The following is a 26,904-nucleotide window of genomic DNA, read 5'->3' as shown; positions in this document are numbered from 1 at the left end:
CCTGTCCCGCCGCGATTCCCTTTGATCCGGCGTCGAAACCAGAAGCGTGGAAAACGGCGCAGCGTTCAAGGCAGCTGACTCGTGCTTTACCGAACGAAAGGGGCACCAATTCTCGTGCTTTACCGCACGAAACCGCACGCGCCGCGCTCGCCGCAGTAAGTGACGGTCAAACGCCTAGTCGTTCTGCGCCCAATTGCAGATCAAGCCAGTGATCGAGGGCGTCGCCAAGTACAGGCTGCATCGTGACGATCAGTCGGCGGCGGTCGTTCGGGTCCGGTCCACGGCTGATATAGCCCAGCGCTTCGATGTTCTCGATGTGCCGCAGCGCTGTCGTCGTCGATCCGCCACTCAGGCTGCAGAGTTGCGAGACGGCGACAACGTGCTGTTCACGCGTCGCGACGTATAATTCTAGGATCATGTCCCAGCTCGGATCGTAGAACCGAACACCGGTGAATTGTGTAAACCTGCGGCGTCGGCCCGAGAGGATCGCCTTCGCCGCAGCGAGACGCCCCCCGTCGCTTTCTTGGCTCGACCGCTGCGCAGTAAGCAGGGTGTCCTCGATCGCCTTGCGGGGAAGGCGAACGACGACGTCTATGAGTTCGTCTCCTTGAGATGCTGTAGCCATTGTCGTCTCGACCCATCTCGGATGTGGGGCGCGGCATGAGACGCCAGGCGGAAAGTCCCGAGCGCGAGCGCGCCGAGTGCCAGATAGGCGTAGATGCCGAGGCCGGTGTGGTAGGCAAAGAGCGGCACGCGCGGCAGCAGCGCTCCGCAGATGCTCATAAAGAGATCAGCCAGAGCGAATCCTGCTGCCCAAACGGGCCAGAAGCGAGTGGTCGTCGTTCCCAGCCAGAAGAAGCCGGCGGCGACGGCGGCGTCGATGGCGAGCACCCAGCCTTCGGCGGGCACCCAAGCGCTAGAGGGGGCAAGCAGCCGAAACGCTATCGTTGCGCCGAAGCCCGCGACGTTGATCAAGACGCCCAGCCGCTCGGGTCTGCCGCCCCGCACCAAGGCGAAAAGCAGCACGACCACCATGACCACGTTGAAGACGACCGCGAGGATAACCTGGGTCGTCACAGGCTTCGCCGTCCCCCGTTTCTCAGGCCCCCTGCAGCTCCCTTTCCTCTTCCGACGCGATTGCCGGTTTCGGCAGGTTCTCGCCCCAACTCGTTTCGGAGAGGCCGAGCTGCCGGCCGGCCTTTTCGATCGAGAGGTGGGCCCGCAACGCCATCTGGTCCTGACCTTCGACGAGTGCAGCGAGCGCCGCCACAGTCGCCTTCACCGTCCGCTGGGCCATCGCAGGGGAGAGCCGATGAGCGTCCGTCGCGTCGAGCGTGGTTAGGAGAAACTGGGCGGTGTCGCGGGCTGCAAGATTGATCGATCGCTCGGCCTTCCGCAGCTCGTCGGCGATGATCCGGCTGGTGTTCGTCAGTGCGTTCATTGCGCCTCCTCGGGCGCACAGCGCCCGTCAAAGTGGTTTCAGCCCAAGCAGGAGGAGCAGCGTCACGAGGGCCATGCCGGCCGCAGTCAGCCCTAGCGGAACAACGATCGCGATGATCGTGGTCCAGGAGGCGACCTGCTTCCAGGTCATCATGTTCGCTGCCGCCCTAGCGGTCGGCCAGGCAGGAGGAAGCGGGAAAGTCGGCTCGTCGGAAGGTAGGGCGATTGCAGGGGGTAAAGGCTCTACCCCGGCGTCGTGATCAGCGAGGAGGCGTGCTGCGTCAAAGCGTGTCGGCACGCCGAGGAGATTGTTCGCCTTCAACAACTGCTTGTCGACAGCACGGTGGCTGCTGCCCGTCGTCGCCGCAATCTCCTTCGAGCTGCGATTTTGGAGCACGAGGCGGAGGTAGGATTTTTGCCTCTCGGATAACAGGCCGATCCGCTCCGGGGGCGTCAGCCTGTCGTTGGAGGTGGGGAAGGGGGCGGTAGGGTCACGACCGGGATCGGTGGTCAGCATTCTTGGTACATAGGTGCGCAACTCGGAACGGTTCGACTCCAGGTCAGGGGCAATTTCGACTCACGCGTCACCCCATGCAAGGCTTCGTTCGCAGCCGTCTCGGCCAAGTGCTTCTAATGAAGGACAGATGCGTCACGAAGCGATGCGGACGCGTCCTGGAGGTACGTTGCCCAGAGCGACAGGATCCGCGCTTCTGCCGGCCGTTCCGCAGCGGAGATAGAAGCGAACTCAGCGAGCATGCGCGCAAGATCGCCGCTCGCAACGACGCGCTCCCGCTCTAGGATCGTGGCAAGGAAAGCCAGGCACTCGCCTTGCGCGCGCACCAGGGCATCCAACTCGGCCGAGATTGGAGGTTCCGAGTCTCGCTGAAGGGTCTCGGCTTCTCGACGCCAGCGCGCGGGTAACCATTTTGACAAAGCCATTGAGCGCGTCCCACCGTCCGCCGCAGCCGGGACGGTTGAACACGCGGGAACACTGGTAACCACGCCCCACGTATTCCCCACACCGGCAAGCCGACGACAAGGTCTTTTATTCCGCGGGCCGCCCGACAAAGTCGGGGACCCAGTGTTCGGCCGCACATGCGGGCCAGGTTCGGTGTTCAAGCCGCTCCTTGGCTTGCCTGCTATGGCACAGACGCGCTTTGAACGCACCCCAATCTTGTGGCGCCGATCGACGCAGAGGGGTGCTAGGCGACGGTGAGGCTCATGGTGTTTGCCGGAACGGCTATAACGTGACAGGGTGGCTATTTCGGGCCGGCTAATCTCGCTAGGCTCGGCGACATCGGTAATTGCTGTTATGAGCCGGTATCGGCGGCAGGGGCTCACTTGAGCATACTCATGGGAGCCGGGGAACGATGAGCGGCACCTCAAGACCGAACGTGATCCAGGCGGCACGCATCTACCTCCGGGTCAGCACCGAACAGCAGGACCTAGCCCGCCAGGAGGCGATCGTTGCCGGCGCCCGCGCCTCGGGCTTCTATGTGGCGGCGGTCTACCGGGAGAAGGCGTCGGGCGCGCGACCCGACCGACCGGAACTGCTACGCATGGTCGCCGACCTCCAGCCGGGCGAAGTGGTGATCGCGGAGAAAATTGACCGGATCAGCCGTCTGCCGCTCGCCGAAGCGGAGCTGTTAGTCGACGCAATAAGAGGGAAGGGGGCGCGGCTCGCCGTGCCGGGAATCGTGGACTTAACCGATCTCGTGGCTGACAGTGCCGGGGTCGCCCGGATTGTGCTCGAAGCGGTGCAGGACATGCTACTGCGTTTAGCGCTGCAATCCGCACGCGACGATTACGAGACGCGCCGGGAGCGGCAGCGTGAAGGGATCGAGATCGCGAAGCGGGCAGGGCGGTACACCGGGCGAAAGCCAGACCTTGCGCATCACCGTCGCATTATCGCTCTTCGAGATGCTGGCATGAGCATCACTCGTACTGCCGAGCTAGCGGGATGTAGTATTGCTCAGGTTAAACGCGTGACAGCTTTGCACCGGGCGAAGTCTTCTATTCACGCGCCGTCAAAGGACGAACTGACCACTAATCAATTTGATCAACGGCAGAGAATCGTTGAAGGCTAAGCGGCCCCACGCCGCGAGACGTGGGGCCGTAATATTTCAGGCGAGAAGACGCACGTCCGGTTCACGGTCGTAGAAGCGCTTTGCCGCCGCGTTCAGGAAGGCGTGATCGATGTCGACGACGCCATCGTCCGGCTCGACCCCCGCCTTCTCGAGCAACGGCCTCGCAGCCCCCGTCATGCCGATCGCCTTCAGATGCCCGAAGGCATCCATGACGAACTGAATGGCCGGCCCCTGCTTCAGTAGCGAAGCGCATCCCTCCTCGTTCACCAGGATTGCGACAGCATCGAATATCTGGCTTGGGGTGCCGGCCAGCTGGCCGTCCGCCTTGCGCTTGCTGCCGTCGGACAAAGTGGTGCCGATCTTCGGCGCGACGATCACCGCCTTACCCTTCTCGGCCTCGATCGCAGCGACGAGCTTGGCCAGCGCGTCAGCATCCGTACCATCGGCGATCAGGATGCCGACGGCACGACCTTCGAGGAGCGGCTTCATGTTCTTGTGGATCGACAGCGCATTCGAAGGCGCCATATCGATCGTCGGCCGGGCAGCCGGCGTGGGCTCGGGAAGATCGATTCCCAGCCCATCAGCGACCCGGCGCGCCAGGTCCTCGTCGACGTTGCGCAGATTGGCGACCATCCGCACAGGCACCTTGTCGAGCAGACCCACCTTCGACAGCTCGAAGACATAGGCCGACGCGATATGCGCCTGCTCGCTTTCTGTTTGCGAGCGATAGAACAGACGCGCCTGGCTATAGTGGTCCGCGAACAACTCGGCACGAACCCGAAGCTTGTCGCCCTCCTCGTCCGCGCCGGTCGCCGCGTTGGTCGTGACGAACCCACGCTCCATGCTCGCGCGCGGGCCGCCCTCCTCGCCATGCTCCGCCAGACTGTTCGGCTCGTAATTCGCACGTCCCTTGGGCACCTGCGTCTGCATCAGGCCGTCGCGCTGGAAGTTCGCAAAGGGACACCGCGGCGCATTGATCGGGATCTGATGGAAGTTGGTCGTGCCGAGCCGCGACTTCTGCGTATCCAGATAGCTGAACAAACGCCCCTGCAGCAGCGGATCGTTGGTGAAGTCGATCCCCGGCACGATGTTCGTCGGCAGGAATGCGACCTGTTCGGTCTCGGCGAAGAAATTGTCAGGATTGCGGTTCAGGGTCAGCGTACCGATGACCCGGACGGGCACGTCCTCCTCGGGAATCAGCTTGGTCGCATCCAGCACGTCGTAGGGCTGGGCCTCGGCGAACGCCTGATCGAACACCTGGATGCCCAGATCCCACTGCGGAAAGGCGCCGGTGTCGATCGCTTCCCATAGGTCGCGCCTCTGAAAATCATTGTCCGCCGCCTGGAGCTTGTTTGCCTCGTCCCAGATCGTCGACTGAAGGCCCAGCCGTGGTTTCCAATGAAACTTGACGAAGCTCGATTGCCCTTCCGCGTTGACGAGCCGGAAGGTATGGACGCCGAACCCCTCCATCATGCGGAACGAACGCGGCAGCACGCGATCCGACATCGCCCACATCAACATGTGGGTCGTCTCGGGCATCAGCGACGCCCAGTCCCAGAAGGTGTCATGAGCAGTCGCCGCCTGCGGATAGGCGCGATCGGCTTCCATCTTCACCGAATGGATCAGGTCGGGAAACTTGATCGCGTCTTGGATGAAGAACACCGGAATGTTGTTGCCGACAAGGTCCCAATTGCCTTCGCGGGTGTAGAACTTGACCGCGAAGCCGCGAACGTCGCGAGGCGTGTCCACCGAACCGGCTCCACCCGTCACCGTCGAGAAGCGGACGAACACCTCGGTCTTCTCACCCTTGGTGAATACCGCAGCCCGTGAGAGGTCACTGATGTCGTCCGTCGCTTCGAACACTCCATGGGCACCCGACCCTCGCGCGTGGACGATCCGCTCCGGAATACGCTCGTGATCGAAATGAAAGATCTTCTCGCGCAGCACGAAATCCTCGAGCAGCGTCGGACCCCGCTTTCCGGCTTTCAGGCTGTTCTGATTGTCGCTCACGGGAACGCCGTGGTTGGTAGTCAGCACGTCATCCGCACCGAGCGGCTGCTGGTGCGGCTCGCCGCCGTTGCCGAATTTAGTCTGATGGACGTCCGTCATGAGAAACCTCGAATAGCTTGTTAGAGGGTAACGATATCAAATCCTTAGGGTTGCTCGCGAAGCCAGATAACGGCCGCGCTTTGCATGAGCATCGATTTGTTCACGCGTCCATGCGGACAGGACCTATCTGATCCGACTGTCCCCGACGGGCGCTGTCGGGCGGAAGAATGCTCAGCTTGCCGCGGCGAATAACAGCACGAGAAGCGAACTCTGCCCTATAAAGCGTAGCCAACTGGAGATGCTCCGCGCGTTCGCGTCGTGGAGGACGTGCCCGCTCATCCTCGATGTCTTGCATGCGCCTACCTCCGATCAGCGCTGGAAACCGACTGTTCCTTGAGGAGAAGTGAAACCGCGTCGCGCTCCTGCACGAGTTCGGCGACGCTGCGCTGGATCATCATATGCTGGAAGTCGTCGAGCCGAAGCCCGGACACTCGCTCGACCGATCCGGGCGAGCAGATCGCAGGCACACCGCACATCAGCCCCTCCGGAATATCGTACTCGCCGGTCGAGGACAGGCCCATCGACACCCATCGTCCGTCCGACCCAAGCAGCCAGTCCCGCATATGATCGAGCGCGGCATTGGCGGCGGACGCGGCCGAGGATGCGCCGCGCGCCTCGATGATCGCGGTGCCGCGCTGCGCCACCTGCGGGATCAACGTGTCGGTGCACCAGTCGGGGTCGCCGATCAGGCGGGGCAGGGGCTCGCCGCCGACGACGGCGTTCGTCCAGTCGGCATACATGGTGGGCGAATGGTTGCCCCAGACCGCGAGCCGCTCGATCTCGCCCACGTTGACGTTCGCCTGTGTCGCCAGCTGGCTGGCGGCGCGATTGTGGTCGAGCCGGATCATCGAAGTGATGTTGTCGCGGGCGAAGCCGGGCGCGTGCTCGGCCAGCACCCAGGCGTTGGTATTGGCCGGGTTGCCGACAACCAGCACCCTGGCTTCCCGCTTCGCGGCCCGGTCCAGAGCCTGGCCTTGCGTACGGAAGATGGCGGCATTGGCGGCGAGGAGGTCGCGGCGTTCCATGCCCTTCGAGCGAGGCCGGGATCCGACCAGGAACGCGGCGTCGATGTCGGCGAACGCGACGTGCGGATCGGCGGTGACGTCCACCCCTTCGAGCAGCGGGAAAGCGCAGTCCTCAAGCTCCATCACCACGCCCCAGACTGCCGGCAGCGCCTGCTCGAGGTCGAGGAGCTGAAGCCGGACCGGCTGGTCGGGGCCAAGTAGGTCGCCACACGCGATCCGGAATAGGAGCGCGTAGCAGATCTGGCCGGCGGCGCCGCTGATGGCGATGTGGACGGGAGGCTTGGCTGACATGGCGGAAGTCCTTGGGTGAAGCTTGGCTAGGAAGAGGGCGGGGGGAGCGGAGCGAGGATGGCGGCCCGCTCTCCGCCGTCAGGTTGTCTTGTCTCGGGAGGGGGCGCGTCAACCTATGTAGACGGCTCTTCTCCCGCTTAGATCGCCGGAGCCGGATAGCCCGTCGGTTGTGGCATCGGCGGCGAACCGGTCGGACGCACAAGCGCCGCATCATGGTAGGCAGGCAGCAACCAACCGAACAGCAGTGGTCGCCCACGTGCGATCCAATAGTCCAGGCTGAGAAACCGACCAGCGCCATAGAAGAGCAGGACGGCCAGCATGATGACATAGGTCACGGTGAACTCGATCCCATTATTCAGGATGATCGGATCGCCAAGCTTGGTGATATAGTTGAAGCGGCCAGGGAAGTTCTGCGCAAGCCACTCCATGAAAGCCTGGAAGCGCAGGGTCGACTCCGCCGTCTTGCCCGCGATCGCAGCCCAGCCATGCGACCAATGAACCGACAGCCCGGCAACCGTCATGGTCACCATCAGCGGGATCGAGATCAGCCGCGTGAAGAGGCCAAGCGCGAGACAGATGCACCCGGCCGTTTCCGTCGCGGTGGCCAGCGTCGCCATGAGCAGCGGAGCCGGCATGTTGAGCCCGCCCTGGGCTGCGGGTGCCCCGAACCATTGTACCAGCGCGGAGAAGCCCGTCAGCTTGGCATGGGCACCTTCGTAGAAGATCGGCAGCAGATAGATCCGGATCGCAAGCAGCGGCAGGAAATCGAGCAGCTGGACACGGCGGAACGCGGTATCCAGCCAGCGGAAAATCATCATCGGAAAGTGTCCTTCTGATCGGCGAGAACAAGAAGCTGGTCGGCAAGGCCTTGTTCGACCCAGTCGGACACCAGCGGTGAGAGGGAGGGTTCGACGGCTTCGGCCAGCGCTCGCGATGTCATCGTCTCTTCCTGCTCCAGGCGATCCAGCAGCAGGCAGTCGCTGACGGTCAGCGGGCGGGTAAGGACATGATGCTCGCGCGTCCGGTACACCCCGTGCGGACGCAGTCGCGCGGGTGTGAGGCTGTCGTTCGCATCGATGAGCGCGGGATCGAACGGCAGCATGACCACGCGCAGCGTAGGATTGGCCGTGACCGGCCCAGCCGCGTCGGTGCTCCCTGCGGCATCGCCCGACAGCGCCGCCGGGTCGATTTCCACCTGGAGCAACACCCATTCATATTCGACAAGGGGCATCAGCGCGGGCGGCAGCACCGGCTGCCCTTGCGCGAACAGCACGAATTCGGTGGCGATCTGGTGGAATTGCGGCCGGCTCGCGGGATGCGCGGCGACGAAGGCATCCGCCGCCGCGGCCACCACGACCTCGCCCGCCATGCGTGCCACGGCGGGGAAACTGCAGCGGATGGCGTCGGCGACGTTCTCGCGCAACAATTGCCCGTACAGGTCGCGGGGATCACGCCGCGCCCGGCCGGCAAGATCGGCGATCTCGATAAGCAGCCGGTCGGGCGCCGCCACGTCAGGCGAGCGCATGAGCCGGCTCCGCCATCGCGGCCTGCACCGCCGCCACCTCCTCCGCCAGCTCGTCGAGCGAGGGTACGAAATTATCGCGCTCCAGCAGCAGCGGCCGCGCCCCGTGATGCTGCCACACCGCCCGGCCAAGCGCGGTCACCGCATCGGCGACCGGCGTGCCGTGGGTGTCGAGCAACGTGCCGTCCTCCAGCTCCAGATGCCCGGCGATATGGTAATAAACGATCGCATCGGACGGCAGCGCGGTGACGAACGCCAGCGCATCCTCGTGATGGTTGTGCGCGTTCACATAAGCGTTGTTGATGTCCAGCAGGAGGCCACAGCCCGACCGTTCGACCAGCGCAGAGACGAACTCGGCCTCCGGCATCTGGTCCGGGAAGCCGTGATAATAGGAAATGTTCTCCAGCACGAGCCGGCGCCCGGTCGCATCCTGCACCTGGTCGATGCGATCGGCCAGGTAATCGAGGTTGGACGCCCGCCGGGGCACCGGCAGCAGATCGTAGAGATAGCCGGTCTCGTCGCGCGACAGGCTGAGGTGATCGCTGTACAGGGCGATGCCGTAATCGTCGAGGAAACGCCGGACATCGGCGAGGAAATCCCGGTTCAGCTGTCGCGGATCCGCGATCGACAGGCTCAGCCCGTGCGCCACCAGCGGATAAAGGTCGGCGAGGCGGTCCAACTGGTCGCGCTTGCGCCCGCCGATCCCCAGCCAGTTCTCCGGCGCGATCTCCAGGAAATCGATGTCCCGCCGCCGGGGCTGGTCGCACAAGGGCGCGACCAGTTCCGGACGAAGGCCCACGCCGCGGGCGGTGGCACTCAGCGGCCGCATACGCCCTCGGCCAGCCGGTCCTGGCTGGTCTGGGCGACCTTGTATCCCTTGCCGCTCAGGCCGCACTGGCCGTCGCGGGCGCGGACCAGCTGGCCGCTGGGATCCTGCTTCAGCTTGGTCTGGGCATAGATCTTTTCCGTGCCGCACTTGCCGCTGGCGCATTTGCCGCCGCCGTGCGCCGCCGGGCTGGCGGTGGTGGTCGCGGCGGGTGCGGCTTCTGCCGCCTGCGCCGCGCTGGCTGCCAGCGATGTGACGGCGATGCCGAGGATCAGTTCACGCTTCATGACAACAACTCCTTGGGGTCAGCGGGACAAGGGAAAACAGGACAGGTCGCGTCCCGCGGCGACCGGGCCGTGGTAGAAGCCGCGGATGATCTGGATGTTGTGATCCTTGTCGCGCAGCGACCGGCCCATGAAGTGGTCCAGCACCAGCATCCTGGGGTGCGTTGCCGCGGCGATCTTGCCCACCACGGTCGGCGGGGCGTGCAGGAAGCGCGAGGCGGCATCGGCATCGTCGTCGATCGCCGCCGGCATCATCAGGATGTCGGCACCGCGCGCGAAATCGAGGAACTCGCGCCGGCTGCCGTTCTGGTCGGCGGACAGCACGATCACCCCCTTGGGCGTGGCGATGCGAAAGGCCAGCGCGGGGACGTCGCCGTGGGGAATGCCCAGGGCAGTGATGGTCACGCCATCACCCCGCCATACCAGCGTCGGCACCGGCTTGGCGACATTGACGTCAAATGCATGGACGTCGAGCTTCAATCCCTCGCTGGCCGAGGACAGGCCCGACAGATAGGCGAACGAGCCATGACCCTTACCGAACTCGCGCTGGAAGAAGCCGGTCATGCTGGGGAAATTGGCGTTGCCCGTCGGGCCGACCAGCCTCACCGCATGGCTGTTCGCAAGGAAATAGCCGCCCTTCAGGATCGCGGGCAGATCGGCGCTGTGATCCGTGTGGAAATGCGAGATGCCGATGAAGTCGAGGTCCTCCAGCCGCGCGCCCGACTGGCCGTAGCGCAGATAGGTACCGCCGCCGGCATCGATCAGGATGCGCGCCTTGCCGTTGATCCAGATGATCGCCCCGGACGAAGCGCGCGCATCGTCGGAGATCGGCCCGCCCGAGCCGAGCAGTTGCAGCGCAACACCGCTTGTGCCGCATTGCGGGACCTCCTGCGCCATCGACGGCGATGCCATGGCAAAGGCGGCAGCCATGGGCAGGCTACGCAAGAGCTTTTTCATCAGAGGGATCCTTGATGCTCCGGGATTGGCATCGCCGAGCCGGGTTTTCACACCGGATACGGAGAGTTGCGCGGTCACGGCTGAGAGGGTTGAAACCATGACAAGGAGATGCCTCGGCCTATCAAATCAATCCAACCGTTTGGTCCGATAGTTTTGATCTCGTATTGGGATCGATTGGAGCGCTTGGAGCGCTTGGCCACCGTTTAGGCTGAACCCATCAGCCACCACCGTAGCAGTCCGGCCACCAAGCCGAGTGCGGCGACGCTCGCCAGCCAGATCGCGCCCAGCCACGCGAGACGCTGCCAGAGCGGCGCCTGCATCAGTGATACCCCTCGGCGGCAACCTTGCCGCGGAACACCCAATAGGCCCAGCCAGTATAGGCCAAAATCGTGGGAATGATGACGGCGGCGCCGACGAGCATGAACACTTGGCTCTGCGCGGGCGCGGCGGCCTGCCAGATCGTCAGGCTCTGCGGCACGATGTAAGGATACATGCTGACCCCGAGCCCGACGAACCCGAGCAGGAACAGCCCGAGCGCGAGCAGGAATGGCAGGCGCTCGCCGCCACGTGCCAGCGAGCGGAAGAACAGCACGGCGGTGACGAGTACAAGCAGCGGCACCTGCGCCGTCACAAACACGCCGGGGACCGCGAACCAGCGCCGCCAGTAGGCATAGCTGAGGAAGGGCGTGGCGGCGCTCACTGCAGCGAGCGCGACCAGCATGGCGATCGCCAACCAGAACGCCATGCGCCGGGCATGTGCCTGACCCGACGCTTCCGTTTTCCACACCAGCCAGCATGCGCCGAGCAGCGCATAGCCGACGAGCAGCGACGCGCCGGTGAGCAGCGAAAACGGTGATAGCCAGTCGAGCCAGCCACCGGCATAGGTCCAACCGCCCGCAGCAGCATCGCTCCGCACCGAGATACCCTGAAGAATGGCGCCGAGCGCGATGCCCTGCGCTAGCGTCGCAACGACCGAGCCGATGGTGAACGCCGCGTCCCAGAGCGGGCGATGCGGCGCGTGCCGCCAGCGGAACTCGAACGCCACGCCGCGGAACACCAGCCCGAGCAGCATGGCGATAATGAGCGGGTAGGTCGCGGGCAGGATGATCGAATAGGCCAGCGGGAACGCTGCCAGGAGCCCACCACCACCCAGCACCAGCCAGGTCTCGTTGCCATCCCAAACGGGCGCGATGCTGTTCATCGCCGCATCCCGCTCCGGGCCGACCTTGAGAGTTGGAAACAGGATGCCGATGCCGAGATCAAACCCGTCCATCACCACGTAGGCGAAGATCGCGAAGGCGATGACGCAAGCCCAGGCGGTCGAGAGGTCGAGGTCGTAACTCATGCGTGCACTTCCACCTTCGGCCCGTCGGCATCGACGCCAGGCGCCGGTGTGATCCCCGCGGCGCGCACCGGCATGTGAGCGGGCTCTGGCTCGCCCGCGTCGGGCGAGCGCGCCATCAGGCGCAGGATATACCAGGTGCCTGCGCCGAAGGCGGCGAAGTAGACCAGCACGAAGGCGGTGAGTGAGGCGGCGACGGCCGGCGCGGCGAGCGGGGAGTGCGACTGGGCGGTGAGGAGATGGCCGTAGACCGTCCAGGGCTGCCGGCCGACCTCGGTCGTCACCCAGCCTGCCAGCACCGCGACGAAGCCCGAAGGCCCCATCAGGATCGCGGCGCGCTGCAACCAGCGGTTCTCGAACAGTGTCCCCCGCCAGCGCGCCCACAGGCTCCACAGGCCGAGGCCGAGCATTGCGAAGCCGAGCCCGACCATGAGGCGGAACGACCAGAACAGGATCGAGACCGGCGGCACGCGGTTCGCGGGGAAGGCGTCGAGCCCCGCCAGCGGCGCGTTCAGGTCGTGCTTGAGGATGAGCGAAGACAGCTTGGGCACCTCGATGGCATGATCCATGCGGTGGCGTGCGGGATCGGGGATGCCGAACAGAACGAGCGGCGCGCCATGCGGATGGCTGTCGAAATGCCCTTCCATCGCCGCGATCTTCGCCGGCTCATACTGGAGGGTGTTGAGCCCCTGGGTGTCGCCCGCGAAGATCTGGACCGGTGCCACCAGCGCCGCCATCCACATCGCCATCGAGAACATCTTGCGCGCGTGCGCGTCACCGGCGTCGCGCAGCAGGTGCCAAGCTCCGACCGCGCCCACCACCAGCGAGGTGGTGAGATAGGCGCCGATGACGGTGTGGACGACGCGGTAGGGGAAGCTCGGGTTGAAAATGATCGGCCACCATGAGCCGGCCGGCACGAACTGGCCCTGCGCATTGATTGCGAACCCGGCAGGGGTGTGCATCCAGCTGTTGGCATCGACAATCCAAGTGGCCGAGATCAGCGTGCCGAGTGCAACCATCGCCGTTGCGAGCAGATGAAGGCGCGGGCCGACCTTCTTCATTCCGAACAGCATGACGCCGAGGAAGCCGGCTTCGAGGAAGAAGGCGGTCAGGACCTCATAGGCCATGATCGGTCCGATCACCGGCCCGGCCTTGGCCGAGAACACCGACCAGTTGGTGCCAAACTGGTAGGACATGACGATGCCCGACACGACGCCCATCCCGAACGCCACCGCGAAGATCTTCACCCAATAGCGGAACAGGTCGAGATAGAGCTGCTTGCCCGTGCGCAGCCACAGGCTTTCCAGTACGAGCAAATAGCTCGCCAGTCCGATCGAGAAGGCCGGGAAGATGAAATGGAACGACACCGTGAACGCAAACTGCGCACGGGCGAGCACGACGGGGTCGAGCGATTGGAGCATGGGACGATGTGTCCTCCTGACTTCCAGATAGGTTGCAGGCGGCGGCAAATCACTGCGTCGGCTGAGATCATTTTGATCGGCTGACGGAACGGATTGGGCTGCCGCCTCTCGTCGCCAGCAGATCGATACGATCATGTGATTGGAACAAGCGCCACAAACGGTTGGTGTGATCGATCCTCAAAGCCTATCTCGTGGGTACAGGAGGCAACACAATGACGCTTGAGCAGCTTCGGATCTTTGTCGGCGTGGCGGAACGCGAGCACATGACGCGGGCCGCGGAGGCGCTCAACGTGACGCAGTCGGCTGCCTCTGGGGCGATCGCCGCGCTGGAGGGGCGCTACGGCGTCCCGCTGTTCCATCGCGTGGGCCGTGGCATCCAGCTGACTGAGGCAGGCCGCGGCTTCCTGGACGAGGCACGCTCCGTGCTCGGCCGCGCCGCGCATGCCGAGACGATGCTGGCCGACTATGCGGGGCTGGCGCGCGGCACGCTGAGGTTGGTCGCCAGCCAGACCATCGCCAGCTACTGGCTGCCACCGATCCTGGCGGCTTTCCATGAACGCCATCCGCAGATCGCGGTCGAGCTCGCGATCGACAACACGGAAGGCGCCGCTGCCCAGGTGCTGGATGGGGCCGCCGAATTAGGTTTCGTGGAAGGCGTAATCGACGAGCCCGCCTTGGCCGACTGGATCGTGGGGCAGGATCCGATGGTCTTGGTTAGCCGAGCGGACGTGGCCCAAGTCGACGAGGCGTGGCTCCGTGCCGCACGCTGGATCGTACGCGAGCAGGGCTCGGGCACGCGCTCCAGCTTCGAGGAGGTGCTACGTGGCCGTGGCGTCGATCCAGCAAGTCTCGATGTGACGATGACCTTGCCCTCGAACGAGGCGGTGCGGACCGCGGTAGAGGCCGGGGCAGGGGTGGCGGCGCTCTCGCGCCTCGTCGTGGCGCCCGCACTCGCGGCCGGCACGCTCGCCGAGCTGCCGTTCGTCCTACCCGACCGTCCGTTCCACGCGCTTCGCCACAAGGAACGCTACCGCACCCGGGCAGCCGACGCGTTGACCGACCTCATCAAGGAGCAGGCGAGATGACGCCCGACGACACCGGAAACCTCCAAGAAGTGAGCCGCGGTTGGCGCCCTTTGGTGCAGCTCGAACACCCGCGGGAGATGATCCGCCAGTTCACCCCCAACTGGTTCGCCGCGACCATGGGCACTGGCATCCTGGCGCTCGCCCTGCCGCAGATGCCGGGCATCGGCCCGGCGGTGAAGCCGATCGGGGAGGCACTGTGGCTGTTCAACATCGGCCTCTTCATGCTTTTCAGCGGCCTTTACGGCGCGCGCTGGCTTCTGTTCGGGCATGAGGCCAAGCGCATCTTTGGCCACAACACCGTGTCCATGTTCATCGGCACGATCCCGATGGGGCTGGCGACGATCATCAACGGCTGCCTCGCCTTCGGCATCGCCCGCTTCGGACCCGGGATCGTAGGCGTGGCGCAGGTCCTGTGGTGGTTGGACGTGGCGATGTCGCTCGCCTGCGGCGTGCTGATCCCCTACCTCATGTTCACGCGCCACGAGCACAACTTGGATGGTATGACCGCAGTGTGGCTACTGCCGGTGGTCGCGGCCGAGGTCGCCGGCGCCAGTGGCGGGCTGCTCGCGCCGCACCTGGTGGGCGCACACATGCAGATGGTGGTGCTCGCCACCTCCTACGTGCTGTGGGCCTATTCAGTGCCGGTGGCGTTCGGCATCCTCGCCATCCTGATCCTGCGCATGGCGCTGCACAAGCTGCCGCACGAGAGCATGGCGGCTTCCTCTTGGCTGGCGTTAGGACCCATCGGGACCGGTGCGCTCGGCATGCTGGTGCTGGGCGGCGATGCGCCCGCGATCCTGGCGGCAAACGGTCTGGGGCTGGTCGGCGCCCTGGCGCAGGGCCTTGGCACTGTGGCGGGGCTGCTGTTGTGGGGCTTCGGCCTGTGGTGGCTGCTGCTCGCGACGCTGATCACGATCCGCTACTGGCGGGCGGGCGTGCCGTTCAACCTCGGCTGGTGGGGCTATACTTTCCCGCTCGGCGTCTACACGGTCGCGACCTTCCGGCTCGGCACGACGCTGCACCTCGTCTTCTTCGGCGTGACCGGGACGGTGCTGACGGTGGCGCTCGCGGCGATGTGGCTGCTGGTGGGCGCCAAGACGCTGTCGGGGGCCTGGGCTGGCCGGCTATTCGTCTCGCCCTGTATCGCCACCCCGCGCTGAACCGCTCGCTTGAAGGGATCGGAACGATATGTGACGACCCTCGATATGGAAGCCGTCTTAGCCCCGCTGCAGTTGACCATTGCGTAGATGCCGAGCGGCTTTCCTGTACCGATCTCGAATGCCCCTGATCACCCCCCGACTTGACCAACACCGACGACAAGCTCTGCGGAAGAATGACTTTTTTCGAAGGCTGACCTGCTCCCCGTTTTCAGGCCGCTGATAAGTTAGCTTCGTTGTCCCGATGCCCGTGGCGGGGGCGGTTGGTAAACTCGGCGGGTGCCATGCCGCCAAGGCTGCTGTGCGGACGCACGGTGTTGTAGTCCGTCCGCCATGCCTCGATGATCCGTCTCGCCGCAGCAAGCGATGGGAACAGGTGCTCGTTCAGGCACTCGTCGCGTAAGCGACCATTGAACGATTCCACGAAGCCGTTCTGCTGCGGCTTGCCCGGCGCGATGTAATGCCACTCGACCCCGGTGTCCTGGCACCACGCGAGGACAGCATGACTGGTCAACTCGGTGCCGTTGTCGCTGACCACCATGCACGGCAGCCCGCGACGCTCGGCGATGGCGGTGAGCTCGCGGACGACACGTCGTCCCGACAGCGAGGTATCGACGATGCATGCCAGGCATTCCCGGCTGTAATCGTCGATGACGTTGAGCAGGCGGAACCGCCGGCCGCAGGCCAATGCATCCGACACGAAGTCGAGGCTCCAGCGCTGGTTGAGTTCCTGCGGGATCGCCATCGGCGCCCGCGTGCCCAGAGCTCGTTTTCGGCCGCCGCGCTTGCGCACCGTCAGCCGCTCCTCGCGATACAGCCGGTATACCTTCTTCAGGTTCATGCCCTTGCCCTCACGCCGAAGCAGGATCGCCAGTCGGCGATAGCCGAACCGGCGACGCTCGTTCGCGATCTCGCGCATCCGCTCGCGGACAGCTTCGTCCTTCCCGCGAAGCGGCTCATATCGCCACGCCGACCGGTTGACCCCGACCAGCCTGCAGGCGCGACGCTCGGAGAAGCCGTGGTCGGCCATCAGCTTCTCCACCGCAGCGTAGCGATCCACAGACCGGGTCAGTTTTTTCCCAGCAGATCCTTCAGCGCCGACACGTCAAGCATCGATTCCGCCAGCAGCTTCTTCAGCCGCCGGTTCTCGTCCTCCAGCGTCCGCAACCGCGCCGCCTCCGACACGGTCATGCCGCCGTACTTCGACTTCCAGTTGTAGAACGTCGCATCGCTGATGCCGTGCTTCCGGCACAGCTCGGCGGTCTTCACGCCGGCCTCGTGCTCACGCAGCACGCCTATGATCTGATCCTCGGTAAAACGGCCTCGCCGCATCGCTCGTCTCCATATGACGAGCTAACTTACCAATGGCATGATTTTCGGGGAGCAGGTCAAGGCGAGTACGACGGAGCGGCGCTTTGCGCACGAATTTAGGCAGAAGCTGAACCAAAATCTTAGTTGCCTCGTCAGTTCAGGCGCATCGCGTTCATCGTCACTAGGCATGAGCTCGCGACCATCGCAGCCGCTGCGACAAGAGGGGTCATCAGGCCCAAAACCGCGAGCGGCACCGCCACGATGTTATAGCCTGTTGCGAGTACGAAATTTTGCGTAATCACGTGCTGCGTTCGCCTCGCTAGTCGCCACGCAGGCAGCACGGTCCCGATCCCGCCAACTTCAAGCACCAGCCCGGCCGTTGCGGCCGCGGCGGCATGCGCGCGCGCGACGGTGATGCCGCAATCGGCCGCTGCCAGCGCGGGCGCGTCGTTGACGCCGTCGCCGATCACGATCACTGGATGCAACACCGCAGCGACCAGCTTTGCCTTATCGAGCGGTGTGCAACCTGCCGCGACCATCGTCTGCGGCACGCCGACGCGGCCCGCCACCGACAGCGCCGCGTCCACGCCGTCTCCCGTCGCCAGCCTCACCTCGATCCCGGCCGCATGCAGCTCTGCGATGGTCGCGGGCGCTTCCTGGTCGAGCGTGTCGGCCAAGCCGATCCTACCTGCGCGCTGGCCATCGATCATCACGTCGAGCCAGGTCCGGCCATCATCGCACGCGTCATTGGCCGAACTCACAGCCACATCCCGACCACGCAGATCTACTCCACCTGCGCTTCGGTCGAAGCGGTTGCCTGCGGGTCCGTCCGCACCGTTCGCCAGGGCGCGCGCGATCGGGTGATCGATCCCGCGCTCGGCGGCCGCGGCGGCCTCGAGCAGCTCTTCCCTGGCGAACGGTGCGATCGGCTCGACCAGATCAACCCGAAGCCGAGCGAGGGTCAGCGTTCCGGTCTTGTCAAAGATCGCCGTCCGCATGCCGGCGAGCGCCTCGAGCGCGGCGGGGTCGGCGATCCGGATCCCGCGTCGTGCCGCAACGCCTGCGGCTCGAACATGCGCGAGCGGTGCGGCGATCGCCAGCGCGCAGGGGCAGATGACGATCAGCGTCGCGAGCGCACGCGTCATCGCTTCGACCAGCGAGGCTCCAAGAGCGAAAGCGATCAGGAAGGCGAGGGCCGACCAGGCCGGTGCGGCGGCAAGCAATCGCGCGATCCATCGATCGAGCGCGCGACGCGGTTCGCCGCGGCCGGCGATCTCGAGCGCGATCCGGCCGCCCATGCGGTCGATGTCGCGGTCGCCATAAGCACGGTCGACCCGCACCATCAGTCTGCGCCGCAGGTTCGTCGTTCCCGCCTGCACCCGGTCATCCGGGCCAATGGCGCTCGCCATGGCCTCCCCGGTCATGATCGAGCGATCGATAAGGCTTTCGCCCTCGACGACGACGCCATCGCCGGGGATCACTGCTCCGGCATCGATCATGATCGATGCGCCGATCGCAAGCTGCCGCAGCTCCACCGATCCACCATCCGCCAGTGCGACCGCCTGGTTCGCTGCCAGATCGTCCACCGCCGACAAGGCTTGGATCGCAGTGCGGCGGACCCGTGTCTCAATCAGACGACCCAGAAGGAGCAGCGTCACCAGCATCGTCGCGGTGTCGAAATAGACCTGCGCTTCCCCGCGAACGAGCGAAGCGGTCGAGAGCACCACCGCGCCGCTCGCGCCGGTCGCGATCAGCAGGTCGAGACCTGGCGCACGCAGCCGGATCGAGCGCCACGCCATGCGAAAGATCGCCGCGCCCGAATAGGCGAGCACGGGCAGGGCGAACAGCCCGGAGGCGAGCGCGATCCACCAGGCGACAGGGGATGCGATGTCCGGTTGGACGTAGAGAATGAGCGCCGCCCCCATCGACCACATGCCGAAGACGATCGCGACCGCGAGCCGCAGCGCCAGCCTCTGCACCTCGCGATCGAACCGCGCCGCAGTGTCGGCCAGACTCTGCCGCTCGATCAGCCGGTAGCCCGCCTCGCCGACGCGGCGGCCGATCGCCTGCGGATCGCAGCGCGCCGGGTCCCAGCGGACCAACGCGGACGCGGTGACGAAGTGGACGCCGGCGGCGACGACGCCGTCGAGAGCCGCAAGGCGCTTTTCCAGCCCGCGCGCGCATCCGGCACAGAACAGGCCATCAACGGCGAAGAGCTGGCGCTGCTCCATCCGCGCGTCAGCGCGAGGCGATTCGCGTGGGCGGGGCGGTGCCGGTTCCCAGCAGGTGGCCGTCGACCATCTTGCCGTAGAAGGTCTTTTCCTTGGCATGGAACGCCTTGGCGTTCTCCTCGACGGTGCCTTTCTGGCGCGGATCCTTGGGCCGTTCCTGGCTATCGATCCAGGCGGCGGCGTCCCACGACTGCTGGTCGCTGAGCGAATTGCCCGCGCCGAGCGGCATATTCGCCTTGATGAAACCGGCGGCATTATTGACCACCGCCATGCCGGCGCCCCAGTTGTAACTTTTCGGCCCCCACAGCGCCGGGAAGACGACCCGGCCGTTGAGGTCGGTGCGGCCCTGTCCATCGGCACCGTGGCAGGCCGCGCAATGCTGGGCATAAACCGCCTGGCCACGGCTGCGATCGTAGCCGAGCGCGGTCAGCTTGAGCTTTACGAAACCCGCGCCCTTCAGCTTGGTGTCGGTGGGCGCACCCTTCGCGAGCCAATGGAAATAGGTCTGGAGATCGGCATAGACCGGATCGCCGGGCTTGGGCGGTCCGCCGCTCGGACTGTCCTGCGCGTTCATCGAATAGCTGAAGCAGCCCTTCAGCCGGTCTTCCATGGTGTTGATCTTCCCGTTCTTGGACCGGTACTGGGGGTAGCTGACCCACGCCGCCCACATCGGTGCCGAGTTGGCCTTGCGCCCGCCGTCGAGGTGGCAATTGCGACAGGCAAGGCCGTTGCCGACGAACTGCGATGCCTGCGTACCGGTATTCTCGAAGATCGCGAGCCCGTGGCGGATCGCGTCGCCTTCAGGACCGCCGGGGATCTTGCTCATCGGTGGTGGCGTGAAGCTGACCGGCGTGCCCGGCGCCGATACGGCGGCATCGGGCGTGGGCGCATGGTGGAACTCGTCGCGGATGAGCACCGCGAAGACGAACAGCGTTACGCCGCCACCAAGGGCGTAGAGGCCGCGGCGAGTGGTCCGCGCACGATCATGATCACGCGGCGGCTCGCTGCTGGCGGGATCGCGGGACTCGTCCATCATCTCTCCTTCCTCGCTGTGGCAACTCCGGCCGGCGTCGGCGGAAGCGTCGCCAGATAATCGGCGACGGCCCGCCGGTCGGCGTCGTTCAACCGTTTGGCGATCGGGGTCATCAGGTTGGCGTTCTTGCCGAGCGCCGCGATCGCTGCGACCCGTCCGGCCGCATAGCCCGGATGCTGTGCGGCGATCGCCGGGAACGAAGGGGCGACGCCAAATCCGGAAGATCCGTGACACGAGAAGCAGGAGGGGATTTGCGCGCGATCGTCACCGAGCAGAGCCAGCGTTGCCCCGCGCCCGATATCGCCGCCGAGCGAAGGACGGGCGTTCGAGGGCGTCGCAAGGCCGGCATAGTAGTGGGCGAGCGCCGCACGCTCAGCCGGAGCGAGCTGCCGCGACACGGTGTACATGGAGTCGTTCGCGCGCGCGCCGCTCGCGAAGTTGGTCAGCTGCGCCGCGATATAGTCGGCCGGCAGCCCGGCCAGCCGCGGCACACCATCGCGCCCTTCGCCTGCCATGCCGTGGCACGAGGCGCAGGACCAGCCACCGCGGACGCCGTTGAAGGCGATTCTCATCGCCAACGCCTGGTCCGGCGCGGGAGGCGCGATGGGGTTGGACGGCTGCGCCCCCATTGCTGGCACCATCTGAGCGACGTCGGCACCGCCCTGCCAGGGCCCGGCCCTGTTGGCGGTGGCGGCGCGTTCCCGGGCGACGAAGGCGGCATCGAGCGTCGGTCCTCGAGAACCCCAGGTCCGGCGAACATAGCTGGCGAGCCGTGCGAGTTGCGCGTCGTCGAGGACGCTCGCGAACGCGGGCATATGACCGTCATAGGTCTTGCCCTCGATCGCGATCGGCCCGGTGATGCCGTGGAGCAGGATCTGGACGATCGCGTGCGGGTCGGCTGCAACGACAGGCGAACCCGAGAGCGGCGGGACCGCGCCGGCGATGCCGCCGCCGTCGCCCTGGTGGCAGGTCGAGCAGCGCTCGGCGAACAGCAGCGCTCCCGGCGCGTCCTGCTGCGCGAGCGTCTGGCGGGCCTGCGCGATGCGGGCGGTATCGCTGCGACGATGCGCCGCGCTGTCCTGCAACAGCGTCATCGCGCCCCACAGCACCAAGGCGATCGCGATCCAGTAGACCGGGAGCGGGATGCGGCGGCGGGGCTCGTAGGGCTCGAACCGCTCGTCCTCGGGCGGCGGCGCGGTCACTTGCCCACCTGCCCCACGGCATAGCCGTCGTCGCGGATCGCCTTGGCCGGCGCGGGATAGGTGTGGTCGAGCGAGAGGAGGTAGGCGACGAGCTCGCGCGCCGCCGGCTTGGCGACGACGACCTTGCCCACGATGCGCGCCTTGGGCGGCAGCCAGACGACGACGTCGCCGGGAGCCGCCCGATCCTTCACCTCGAAGAGGAAAGGATAGGCCGGCATGATGCTCCACGGCGAGACGGCGCGAGGTTGGTACAGGTGAGTCAGCTGCCAGGAGGCACTCGGCAGACGCGCGCCGACGTTGAACAGGTCGGGCCCGGTCCGCATCGTGCCCATCAGGTGCGGATAGTCGTGCGCATAGTCGGCGGCGACCGAGGGGCGACCCCAGCCGCGCTCGGCGTCGGGCGCCTGGTCGGGGGTGCGCGGCTGCTGGCTGTGGCAGTAGACGCAGCCCATCGATACGTAGACCTCGCGTCCGCGAAGCTGCTCGGCGGTGTATGGCTGCAGGCCGGCCGCGGGCACCTCCCGGCCGATCTGCAGCTTGGGGCCGACCACCAGCATCAGCGTCGCGAAGGCGAGGATGACCATCGACAGGATGACGAGCGGGACGGCGCGGTTCATGCCGCGACCGCCGCACGCGAGGCCGAGCGGGGCAGGAGGATGGCGGCGACGTTGATCGCGAACAGGAAGTGGCCGAGCGTCATGATCGCACCGCCGAGCGAGCGGCCCTCGAGGAACGGCTTCAGCAGGATCACGCTCGCCGAGAAGGGGCGCGAGGCGTCAAGCATCGCCTCGCCTTCGAGCCAGCCGCCGATCGTCAGCGCCGTGAAATAGAGCGCGAAGCCCACGACCACGCACCAGAAGTGCGCCGCGATCAGCCCCGGCCACGGCCATGGTCGCCCGGTGATCCGCGGCATCATGTAGTAGACACCGCCGAACATGATGAAGCTGGCAAAGCCATAGGCGCCGAGATGGGCATGGCCGATCGTGAACTGGGTGAAGTGCGTGACGGTGTTGATCGAGCGCAGCGCCTCCAGCGATCCCTCGAACGAGGCAAGCGTGTACATGATCGCGCCGAGCGACACGAAGCGCAGCGGCAACGAGGCGCGGAACGCCCACAGGTTCCGCGCGACGACGACGTGCTGGTTGATGGCGACCGCGAGCACGGGCACGAACATCATCACGCTCTGCACCACCGAGAGCGTCACGACCCAGGTCGGCACCGGGCCGCCGATCAGGTGGTGAATGCCGACCTGGCTGTAGAACAGTGCCAGCGCCCAGAAGCCGAGCAGCGAGAGCGCATAGGAATAGACCGGCTTGCCGATGATCTTGGGGATGAAATAATAGGCCGCGCCGAGCCCGAGCGGGGTCAGCCACAGCCCCAGCACGTTATGCGCAAACCACCAGTTTACCGTGGCCTGCTCGGCGCCGACAAAGACATAGGGGATGTTGGCGATGATGAAGAGTGCGGGGAACCACATCATGCCCGCGAGATAATACCATCCCGAGACGTAGATGTGCTCGACCTCACGCGAGAAGGCTGTGCGCAGCAGTGGGTAGACGGTGAGCGCGCCGCCGACCGCGAGCAGCCCGTCGATCTGCCACGGGATCTCCAGCCATTCCTCGCCGTCGTTCCATCCGCTCGCGATCGCAATCAGCCCGGCGACGAGGCCGATGTTCCACAGCATCGCGCCCCAGGTGATGAACCCCGCCGATCGCAGTGGCGTCCGGAACAGGCGCGGCGTGATCCAGGTCGCAGTGGCGATGCCCGCCAGCGACAGCCAGCCATAGATGACGAGGGTGAGGTGCAGCGTGCGCACCCGCCCGAAGGTCAGCGCCGCGCTGCCGTCGAGCCAGTCGGGCATGTGCAGCTTCAGCGATGCAATCAGGCCGAACACCGAGCCCAACACCAGCCACAGCACCGCGGCGACGAGCAGCAGGGTGACCGGTCGCGCCGTCGACGCATCGATCGCCGTCCGCTCTCGGTCGATCGCCTCGCCCGATACGGTTGGATCGTCGAGTTCGCCTTCCTCGCCCTCGTGGAAGATCACGCGCGCCTGGCGCTGGCCGAAGGCGAACTGGCCGCTCGAGATCGCCCAGATCAACGCCGCCAGCCCCGCCACCGAGACGAGAAAGCTGATCGTGAGAAAGAGGCCGATGGTCAGCACGTGGGTCGGGCGATCCTTTCGAGGGTGACTGAACGCTAGCCGCGCAACCAGCGCGGCGTCCAATCATGATTGCCGATCGGAACGGTCGCCAGAAGCTGTTGGTATTCGACCGAAGCGAAGCATAGCTTCGCGAACAAGAGAGCACAGGAGGCTTAGATGCGGACGATGATGAAGGCGATGATGGCGGGGGCGCTGCTGGCGTCCGCGGGTTCGGCGATGGCAGCGGATATGCCACAGGGGTTCTGGACGACGCCGACGATCCAGGGCTACGGCAAGATCCATTATCTGGCGAACGCGGCCTACAAGCCCGACCCCAAGCAGACCTACCGCATCGTCTTCGCGGTGACGCAGGGCGCGAAGGCACCCGGCGATGTCAACGCCTCGCTCGATCACGTTGCCCGGACGGTGAACCTATATGTGGCGGCCGGTGTGCCGCTCGATCACCTGAAGTTCGTCGCGATCACCTATGGTCCGGCGACGCCGTTGGCGCTCGACGACGCGCAGTATCGCGCCAAGTTCGGCGTTGCCAATCCCAACCTGCCGCTGATCGCGGAGCTGCGCAAGGCGGGGGTCGATGTCGCCGTCTGCGCGCAGGCGGTAGCCGAACACGACTTCCAGTACGATTGGGTCGATAAGCGGGTGACGCTCGCGCTGTCGGGTCTCACCACCGTCACCACGCTGGAGCATCAGGGCTACGACCTGATGCAACTGTGACCTTCGGCAGGGAGACAATCAATGGCAAGCACATGGCGCGCGGCGATCGCCGCGCTGGCACTGACGGTCGCGACCGGCGTTCCGGCGATGGCGCAGGACAAGAGGGTGGAGAGCGTGACCGATCTCGGCGTCTACCCGCCGTGGCAGGAAGGGCGCAACGACGACGCAGTCGATCGTGGCTTTGGCTTCACGATCGCGGATGCCGACAATCTCGCCGACTTTCACGGCAATCCGCAGAACCCGCTGCTGTCGCTCTATGTCGGCGGCAACTACTTCTTCGCGATGGCGCCGCTGGTTGCGGCGTTCGAGGCGAAATATCCCGAGTATCGCGGGCGGCTGTATTGGGAGACGATCCCGCCGGGGCTGCTGGTCCGCCAGATGCAGGCGGGCGGCACCGTCACCGTCGGCAACATGACGTGGACGGTGAAGCCCGACGTCTATCTGGCCGGCGAGAAGGCGGTCGAAAAGCAGATCGAGGCGGGGCTGCTCCAGGGGCCGGTCGTTCCTTACGCCACCAACACGCTGGCCATCATGGTCCCCAAGGGTAACCCGGCTGGCATCAAGGGCCTTGCCGATCTTGGTCGGACGGACGTCAAGCTCGCCATGCCCAACCCCGAATTCGAGGGGATCGCCCGGCAGATCGAAGCTTCGCTGACCAAAGCGGGAGGCGCGTCGCTCGCCGACGCCGTCTATAAGACCAAGGTCAAGGACGGCTCGACCCAGCTCACCCACATCCACCACCGGCAGACGCCGCTCTGGCTGATGCAGGGCAAGGCGCAGGCCGGGGTGACCTGGCAGTCGGAGGTCGAGTTTCAGAAGCAGGCGGGACACCCCATTGAGGGCGTCGACATTCCTGCGGCCGACAACACCACCGCGATCTACGCCGGCGCCGTGGCGAAGAATGCACCGCATCCCGAGGCGGCGCGGCGCTGGCTCGCCTTCGTGCGCTCGCCCGAAGGGCTGGCGATCTTCGAACGCTACGGGTTCAAGCCTTATACCGGAGCAATGAAATGAAGGCGGCGCTGCTCGCTTCGCTGGTGATGCTCGGCATAGGCACGCCGGCGTTGGCCGAGACGATCCACGTCTACGGCCCCGGTGGTCCCGCCCCGGCGATGAAGGAGGCGGCGGCCGCATTCGGCAAGGCCAACGGCGTCGAGGTGATCGTCACCGCCGGCCCGACCCCGCAATGGTCCGACGCGATGAAGGCGGATGGGGACGTCGTCTACAGCGGCTCCGAAGTCATGATGAGCGACTTCGTGTCGACCTTCGACGGTCTCGTGCTGCCCAATACTGTCACGCCGCTCTATTTGCGTCCGGCCGGTATCCTGGTCCGTCCGGGCAACCCCAAGCGCATTCGTAGCTTCGCCGATCTGTTGAAGCCTGGCATCAGGATCGCGGTCGTCGACGGGGCCGGGCAGCAGGGCATGTGGGAGGATATCGCGGGCCGCAACGGCGACATCGCGACGGTCAAGGCGTTCCGACGCAACATCGTGCTTTATGGCAAGAACACCGCGTTGGCGCTGAAAGGCTGGAAGGCCGACCCGACCATCGACGCGTGGGTGACCTTCCCGATCTGGGCAAGGGCAAATCCCGGTGTCGCCGACGTGGTGCCGCTGGACGCGAACCGGCTCGTCTACCGGGATGCAGGCGTCGCGCTGACGACGCGCGGGCAGGGCAAGGCCGGTGCGCAGGCATTCGTCCGTTTCGTCGCCGGGCCGCAGGGAGCCGCGATCTTCCGCAAATGGGGCTGGCAGTAAGGCCGTGTCGTCTCGATGGACGCGCGCGATCAGCCGATCCGCGCGAACATCGCGGCTCCGCTGAGGCCCGCAACTTTGCTACTCCCACGGTCGATCCGATCACGGACATGACGGATCGGGTGCACCGCGCTGAACGCGGCGAACAAGGTACGGACCCGCTCCTCGGCGGCATCGTCGGCAATGCGGTAGTGGATTTGGCGCGCCTCGCGACGCGTCACGACCAGCGCGGCCCGGCGCAGCTCGGCAAGCTGCTGGCTGAGCGCGGGCTGGCCGATGCCGGTTGCCTCTTCAATCTCGCCCACCGCCCGCTCACCGTCGAGTAGGACAGAGAGGATCATCAGGCGCTGGGGCTGGGCGAGCGTGCGTAGCCGCTCCACCATCGCATCGGCCTGCGAACGATCGAGGCTCATGTGTCGGGCCTCAGCCGGTGAAACCAGTCCGCCTTGCCGTCGACCGGAAGGGCGGGTGGCGACAATACCTCGTCGCCGGGATGCCAGCCCGCAGGGGTCAGCGCGTCGCCTTTCGACACCCGCTGGAGCGCCTGCACCGTGCGCAGCATCTCGTCGACCGACCGGCCGACGTTCATCGGATACCAGTTGGTCGCGCGGACCACGCCCTCCGGATCGATAAAGTAGGTCGCGCGCACCGCAGCGGAGTCGGTCGCCGCGGCGTCGAGCATCCCGTAGGCACGCCCGACCGCCATCGACAGGTCTTCCACGACGGGGAACGGCACCTCGACACCCGACAGCTCGCGGATCGCGCGCATCCAGGCGACGTGGCTGTAGAGGCTGTCGACCGACAGACCGAGCAACGCACAGTCGATCGCCTCGAACGCCGGCGCTGCCTTGGCGTGTGGATCGGCGTGGAAAAGGGACCCCGGTAGCGGGGTGATCGGCGTCGAAAAGGGACCCCTCATCCCGGTGGTCTAGGCTGCTCGCTTGGCGGT

27 protein-coding genes and 1 pseudogene are annotated in these 26,904 nt (G+C 65.8%); 6 read left to right on the top strand and 22 right to left on the bottom strand.

Going from position 1 to position 26,904, the window contains the following annotated elements; genetic code table 11:
• Nucleotides 1-166: 166 nt before the first annotated feature.
• The 4 genes from ACU5AX_RS17920 to ACU5AX_RS17905 are packed head-to-tail and all read right to left on the bottom strand — an operon-like array spanning nucleotide 167 to nucleotide 1,957.
• A complete protein-coding gene (locus ACU5AX_RS17920) occupies nucleotides 167-625 on the bottom strand; it encodes a winged helix DNA-binding protein (protein WP_132884430.1) in 459 nt (152 codons plus the stop codon).
• Nucleotides 592-1,077 (bottom strand): hypothetical protein, encoded by a 486-nt coding sequence (locus ACU5AX_RS17915; protein ID WP_018251165.1) that lies wholly within the window; start codon nucleotides 1,075-1,077, stop codon nucleotides 592-594. Before ACU5AX_RS17915 ends, ACU5AX_RS17920 begins: the two co-directional genes overlap by 34 nt.
• A gap of 22 nt (nucleotides 1,078-1,099) precedes the next feature.
• Nucleotides 1,100-1,441 carry a hypothetical protein gene (locus ACU5AX_RS17910; protein WP_018251166.1) on the bottom strand — a complete coding sequence of 114 codons (342 nt, stop codon included), beginning with the start codon at nucleotides 1,439-1,441 and terminating at the stop codon, nucleotides 1,100-1,102.
• A 27-nt stretch (nucleotides 1,442-1,468) separates the two neighbouring features.
• Nucleotides 1,469-1,957: a helix-turn-helix domain-containing protein gene (locus ACU5AX_RS17905; RefSeq protein WP_017980767.1), complete on the bottom strand. Its 489-nt coding sequence runs from the start codon at nucleotides 1,955-1,957 to the stop codon at nucleotides 1,469-1,471.
• Nucleotides 1,958-2,810: 853 nt separating this feature from the next.
• Here ACU5AX_RS17905 and ACU5AX_RS17900 point away from each other — a divergent pair.
• Nucleotides 2,811-3,527, top strand: coding sequence for a recombinase family protein (locus ACU5AX_RS17900; RefSeq protein WP_198355613.1), 717 nt, complete (start codon nucleotides 2,811-2,813; stop codon nucleotides 3,525-3,527).
• A 36-nt stretch (nucleotides 3,528-3,563) separates the two neighbouring features.
• Here the strand turns inward: ACU5AX_RS17900 and ACU5AX_RS17895 are convergent, their stop codons facing one another.
• From ACU5AX_RS17895 to ACU5AX_RS17850, 10 genes are all read right to left on the bottom strand, one after another.
• Nucleotides 3,564-5,636, bottom strand: coding sequence for a catalase (locus ACU5AX_RS17895; RefSeq protein ID WP_198355612.1), 2,073 nt, complete (start codon nucleotides 5,634-5,636; stop codon nucleotides 3,564-3,566).
• Between the two features lie 299 nt (nucleotides 5,637-5,935).
• Nucleotides 5,936-6,952: a malate dehydrogenase gene (locus tag ACU5AX_RS17890; RefSeq protein WP_198355611.1), complete on the bottom strand. Its 1,017-nt coding sequence runs from the start codon at nucleotides 6,950-6,952 to the stop codon at nucleotides 5,936-5,938.
• Between the two features lie 137 nt (nucleotides 6,953-7,089).
• Nucleotides 7,090-7,770 carry an HvfX family Cu-binding RiPP maturation protein gene (locus tag ACU5AX_RS17885; RefSeq protein WP_198355610.1) on the bottom strand — a complete coding sequence of 227 codons (681 nt, stop codon included), beginning with the start codon at nucleotides 7,768-7,770 and terminating at the stop codon, nucleotides 7,090-7,092.
• Nucleotides 7,767-8,462: an HvfC/BufC family peptide modification chaperone gene (locus ACU5AX_RS17880; protein ID WP_198355609.1), complete on the bottom strand. Its 696-nt coding sequence runs from the start codon at nucleotides 8,460-8,462 to the stop codon at nucleotides 7,767-7,769. Before ACU5AX_RS17880 ends, ACU5AX_RS17885 begins: the two co-directional genes overlap by 4 nt.
• 1 nt (nucleotide 8,463) lies before the next feature.
• Entirely contained in the window at nucleotides 8,464-9,273 is an 810-nt protein-coding gene (locus tag ACU5AX_RS17875; protein WP_332838056.1) for an MbnB/TglH/ChrH family RiPP precursor modification enzyme, read from the bottom strand.
• 17 nt (nucleotides 9,274-9,290) lie between these two features.
• A complete protein-coding gene (locus tag ACU5AX_RS17870; RefSeq protein WP_061781379.1) occupies nucleotides 9,291-9,587 on the bottom strand; it encodes a hypothetical protein in 297 nt (98 codons plus the stop codon).
• Nucleotides 9,588-9,605: 18 nt separating this feature from the next.
• Nucleotides 9,606-10,541, bottom strand: coding sequence for an MBL fold metallo-hydrolase (locus ACU5AX_RS17865; RefSeq protein WP_198355608.1), 936 nt, complete (start codon nucleotides 10,539-10,541; stop codon nucleotides 9,606-9,608).
• Between the two features lie 203 nt (nucleotides 10,542-10,744).
• Nucleotides 10,745-10,861, bottom strand: coding sequence for a DUF2474 family protein (locus ACU5AX_RS17860; RefSeq protein WP_173575250.1), 117 nt, complete (start codon nucleotides 10,859-10,861; stop codon nucleotides 10,745-10,747).
• The gene (cydB, locus tag ACU5AX_RS17855; protein WP_198355607.1) at nucleotides 10,861-11,886 is read right to left on the bottom strand and encodes a cytochrome d ubiquinol oxidase subunit II; all 1,026 of its coding nucleotides are present in this window, start codon (nucleotides 11,884-11,886) and stop codon (nucleotides 10,861-10,863) included. Before cydB ends, ACU5AX_RS17860 begins: the two co-directional genes overlap by 1 nt.
• Entirely contained in the window at nucleotides 11,883-13,304 is a 1,422-nt protein-coding gene (locus ACU5AX_RS17850; protein ID WP_198355606.1) for a cytochrome ubiquinol oxidase subunit I, read from the bottom strand. Before ACU5AX_RS17850 ends, cydB begins: the two co-directional genes overlap by 4 nt.
• Before the next feature lie 212 nt (nucleotides 13,305-13,516).
• Between ACU5AX_RS17850 and ACU5AX_RS17845 the strand changes: the two genes are divergently transcribed.
• Nucleotides 13,517-14,389: a LysR substrate-binding domain-containing protein gene (locus tag ACU5AX_RS17845; protein WP_198355605.1), complete on the top strand. Its 873-nt coding sequence runs from the start codon at nucleotides 13,517-13,519 to the stop codon at nucleotides 14,387-14,389.
• On the top strand, nucleotides 14,386-15,549 hold the full coding sequence (locus ACU5AX_RS17840) for a TDT family transporter (RefSeq protein ID WP_198355604.1): 1,164 nt from the start codon (nucleotides 14,386-14,388) through the stop codon (nucleotides 15,547-15,549). Before ACU5AX_RS17845 ends, ACU5AX_RS17840 begins: the two co-directional genes overlap by 4 nt.
• A gap of 208 nt (nucleotides 15,550-15,757) precedes the next feature.
• On the opposite strand, the gene ACU5AX_RS17835 is transcribed toward ACU5AX_RS17840, so the two are convergent.
• From ACU5AX_RS17835 to ACU5AX_RS17810, 6 genes and pseudogenes are all read right to left on the bottom strand, one after another.
• Nucleotides 15,758-16,878, bottom strand: a protein-coding gene (locus ACU5AX_RS17835; protein WP_314375207.1) for an IS3 family transposase whose coding sequence is annotated in 2 segments (ribosomal slippage) — nucleotides 15,758-16,629 and nucleotides 16,629-16,878 — 1,122 coding nt in all. Because the reading frame shifts where the segments join, the coding sequence is not laid out codon by codon here.
• Between the two features lie 131 nt (nucleotides 16,879-17,009).
• Nucleotides 17,010-19,343, bottom strand: a complete 2,334-nt coding sequence (locus tag ACU5AX_RS17830) for a heavy metal translocating P-type ATPase (RefSeq protein ID WP_446691945.1) — start codon at nucleotides 19,341-19,343, stop codon at nucleotides 17,010-17,012.
• Nucleotides 19,309-19,662, bottom strand: a pseudogene (locus tag ACU5AX_RS17825) (c-type cytochrome); the annotation flags it as partial. The pseudogene ACU5AX_RS17825 and the gene ACU5AX_RS17830, both read right to left, overlap by 35 nt.
• Before the next feature lie 458 nt (nucleotides 19,663-20,120).
• Nucleotides 20,121-21,323, bottom strand: a complete 1,203-nt coding sequence (locus ACU5AX_RS17820) for a c-type cytochrome (protein WP_198355592.1) — start codon at nucleotides 21,321-21,323, stop codon at nucleotides 20,121-20,123.
• Nucleotides 21,320-21,940 carry a cbb3-type cytochrome c oxidase subunit II gene (locus ACU5AX_RS17815; RefSeq protein WP_198355591.1) on the bottom strand — a complete coding sequence of 207 codons (621 nt, stop codon included), beginning with the start codon at nucleotides 21,938-21,940 and terminating at the stop codon, nucleotides 21,320-21,322. Before ACU5AX_RS17815 ends, ACU5AX_RS17820 begins: the two co-directional genes overlap by 4 nt.
• Nucleotides 21,937-23,487: a cbb3-type cytochrome c oxidase subunit I gene (locus tag ACU5AX_RS17810; protein ID WP_198355590.1), complete on the bottom strand. Its 1,551-nt coding sequence runs from the start codon at nucleotides 23,485-23,487 to the stop codon at nucleotides 21,937-21,939. Before ACU5AX_RS17810 ends, ACU5AX_RS17815 begins: the two co-directional genes overlap by 4 nt.
• A 156-nt stretch (nucleotides 23,488-23,643) precedes the next feature.
• On the opposite strand from ACU5AX_RS17810, the gene ACU5AX_RS17805 reads away from it, so the two are divergent.
• The 3 genes from ACU5AX_RS17805 to ACU5AX_RS17795 are packed head-to-tail and all read left to right on the top strand — an operon-like array spanning nucleotide 23,644 to nucleotide 25,958.
• Nucleotides 23,644-24,201: a DsrE family protein gene (locus ACU5AX_RS17805; protein ID WP_198355589.1), complete on the top strand. Its 558-nt coding sequence runs from the start codon at nucleotides 23,644-23,646 to the stop codon at nucleotides 24,199-24,201.
• 21 nt (nucleotides 24,202-24,222) lie between these two features.
• Nucleotides 24,223-25,215, top strand: a complete 993-nt coding sequence (locus tag ACU5AX_RS17800) for a substrate-binding domain-containing protein (protein WP_288338777.1) — start codon at nucleotides 24,223-24,225, stop codon at nucleotides 25,213-25,215.
• A complete protein-coding gene (locus tag ACU5AX_RS17795) occupies nucleotides 25,212-25,958 on the top strand; it encodes a substrate-binding domain-containing protein (protein WP_198355587.1) in 747 nt (248 codons plus the stop codon). Before ACU5AX_RS17800 ends, ACU5AX_RS17795 begins: the two co-directional genes overlap by 4 nt.
• Before the next feature lie 29 nt (nucleotides 25,959-25,987).
• On the opposite strand, the gene ACU5AX_RS17790 is transcribed toward ACU5AX_RS17795, so the two are convergent.
• Together ACU5AX_RS17790 and ACU5AX_RS17785 are read right to left on the bottom strand one after the other, a co-directional pair.
• On the bottom strand, nucleotides 25,988-26,368 hold the full coding sequence (locus ACU5AX_RS17790) for an ArsR/SmtB family transcription factor (protein WP_198355586.1): 381 nt from the start codon (nucleotides 26,366-26,368) through the stop codon (nucleotides 25,988-25,990).
• A complete protein-coding gene (locus ACU5AX_RS17785; protein WP_198355585.1) occupies nucleotides 26,365-26,874 on the bottom strand; it encodes a redoxin domain-containing protein in 510 nt (169 codons plus the stop codon). Before ACU5AX_RS17785 ends, ACU5AX_RS17790 begins: the two co-directional genes overlap by 4 nt.
• Nucleotides 26,875-26,904 lie beyond the last annotated feature (30 nt).

Source organism: Sphingomonas benefaciens (genome assembly GCF_052907485.1).
This window is presented reverse-complemented; position numbering and strand designations above follow the sequence as displayed.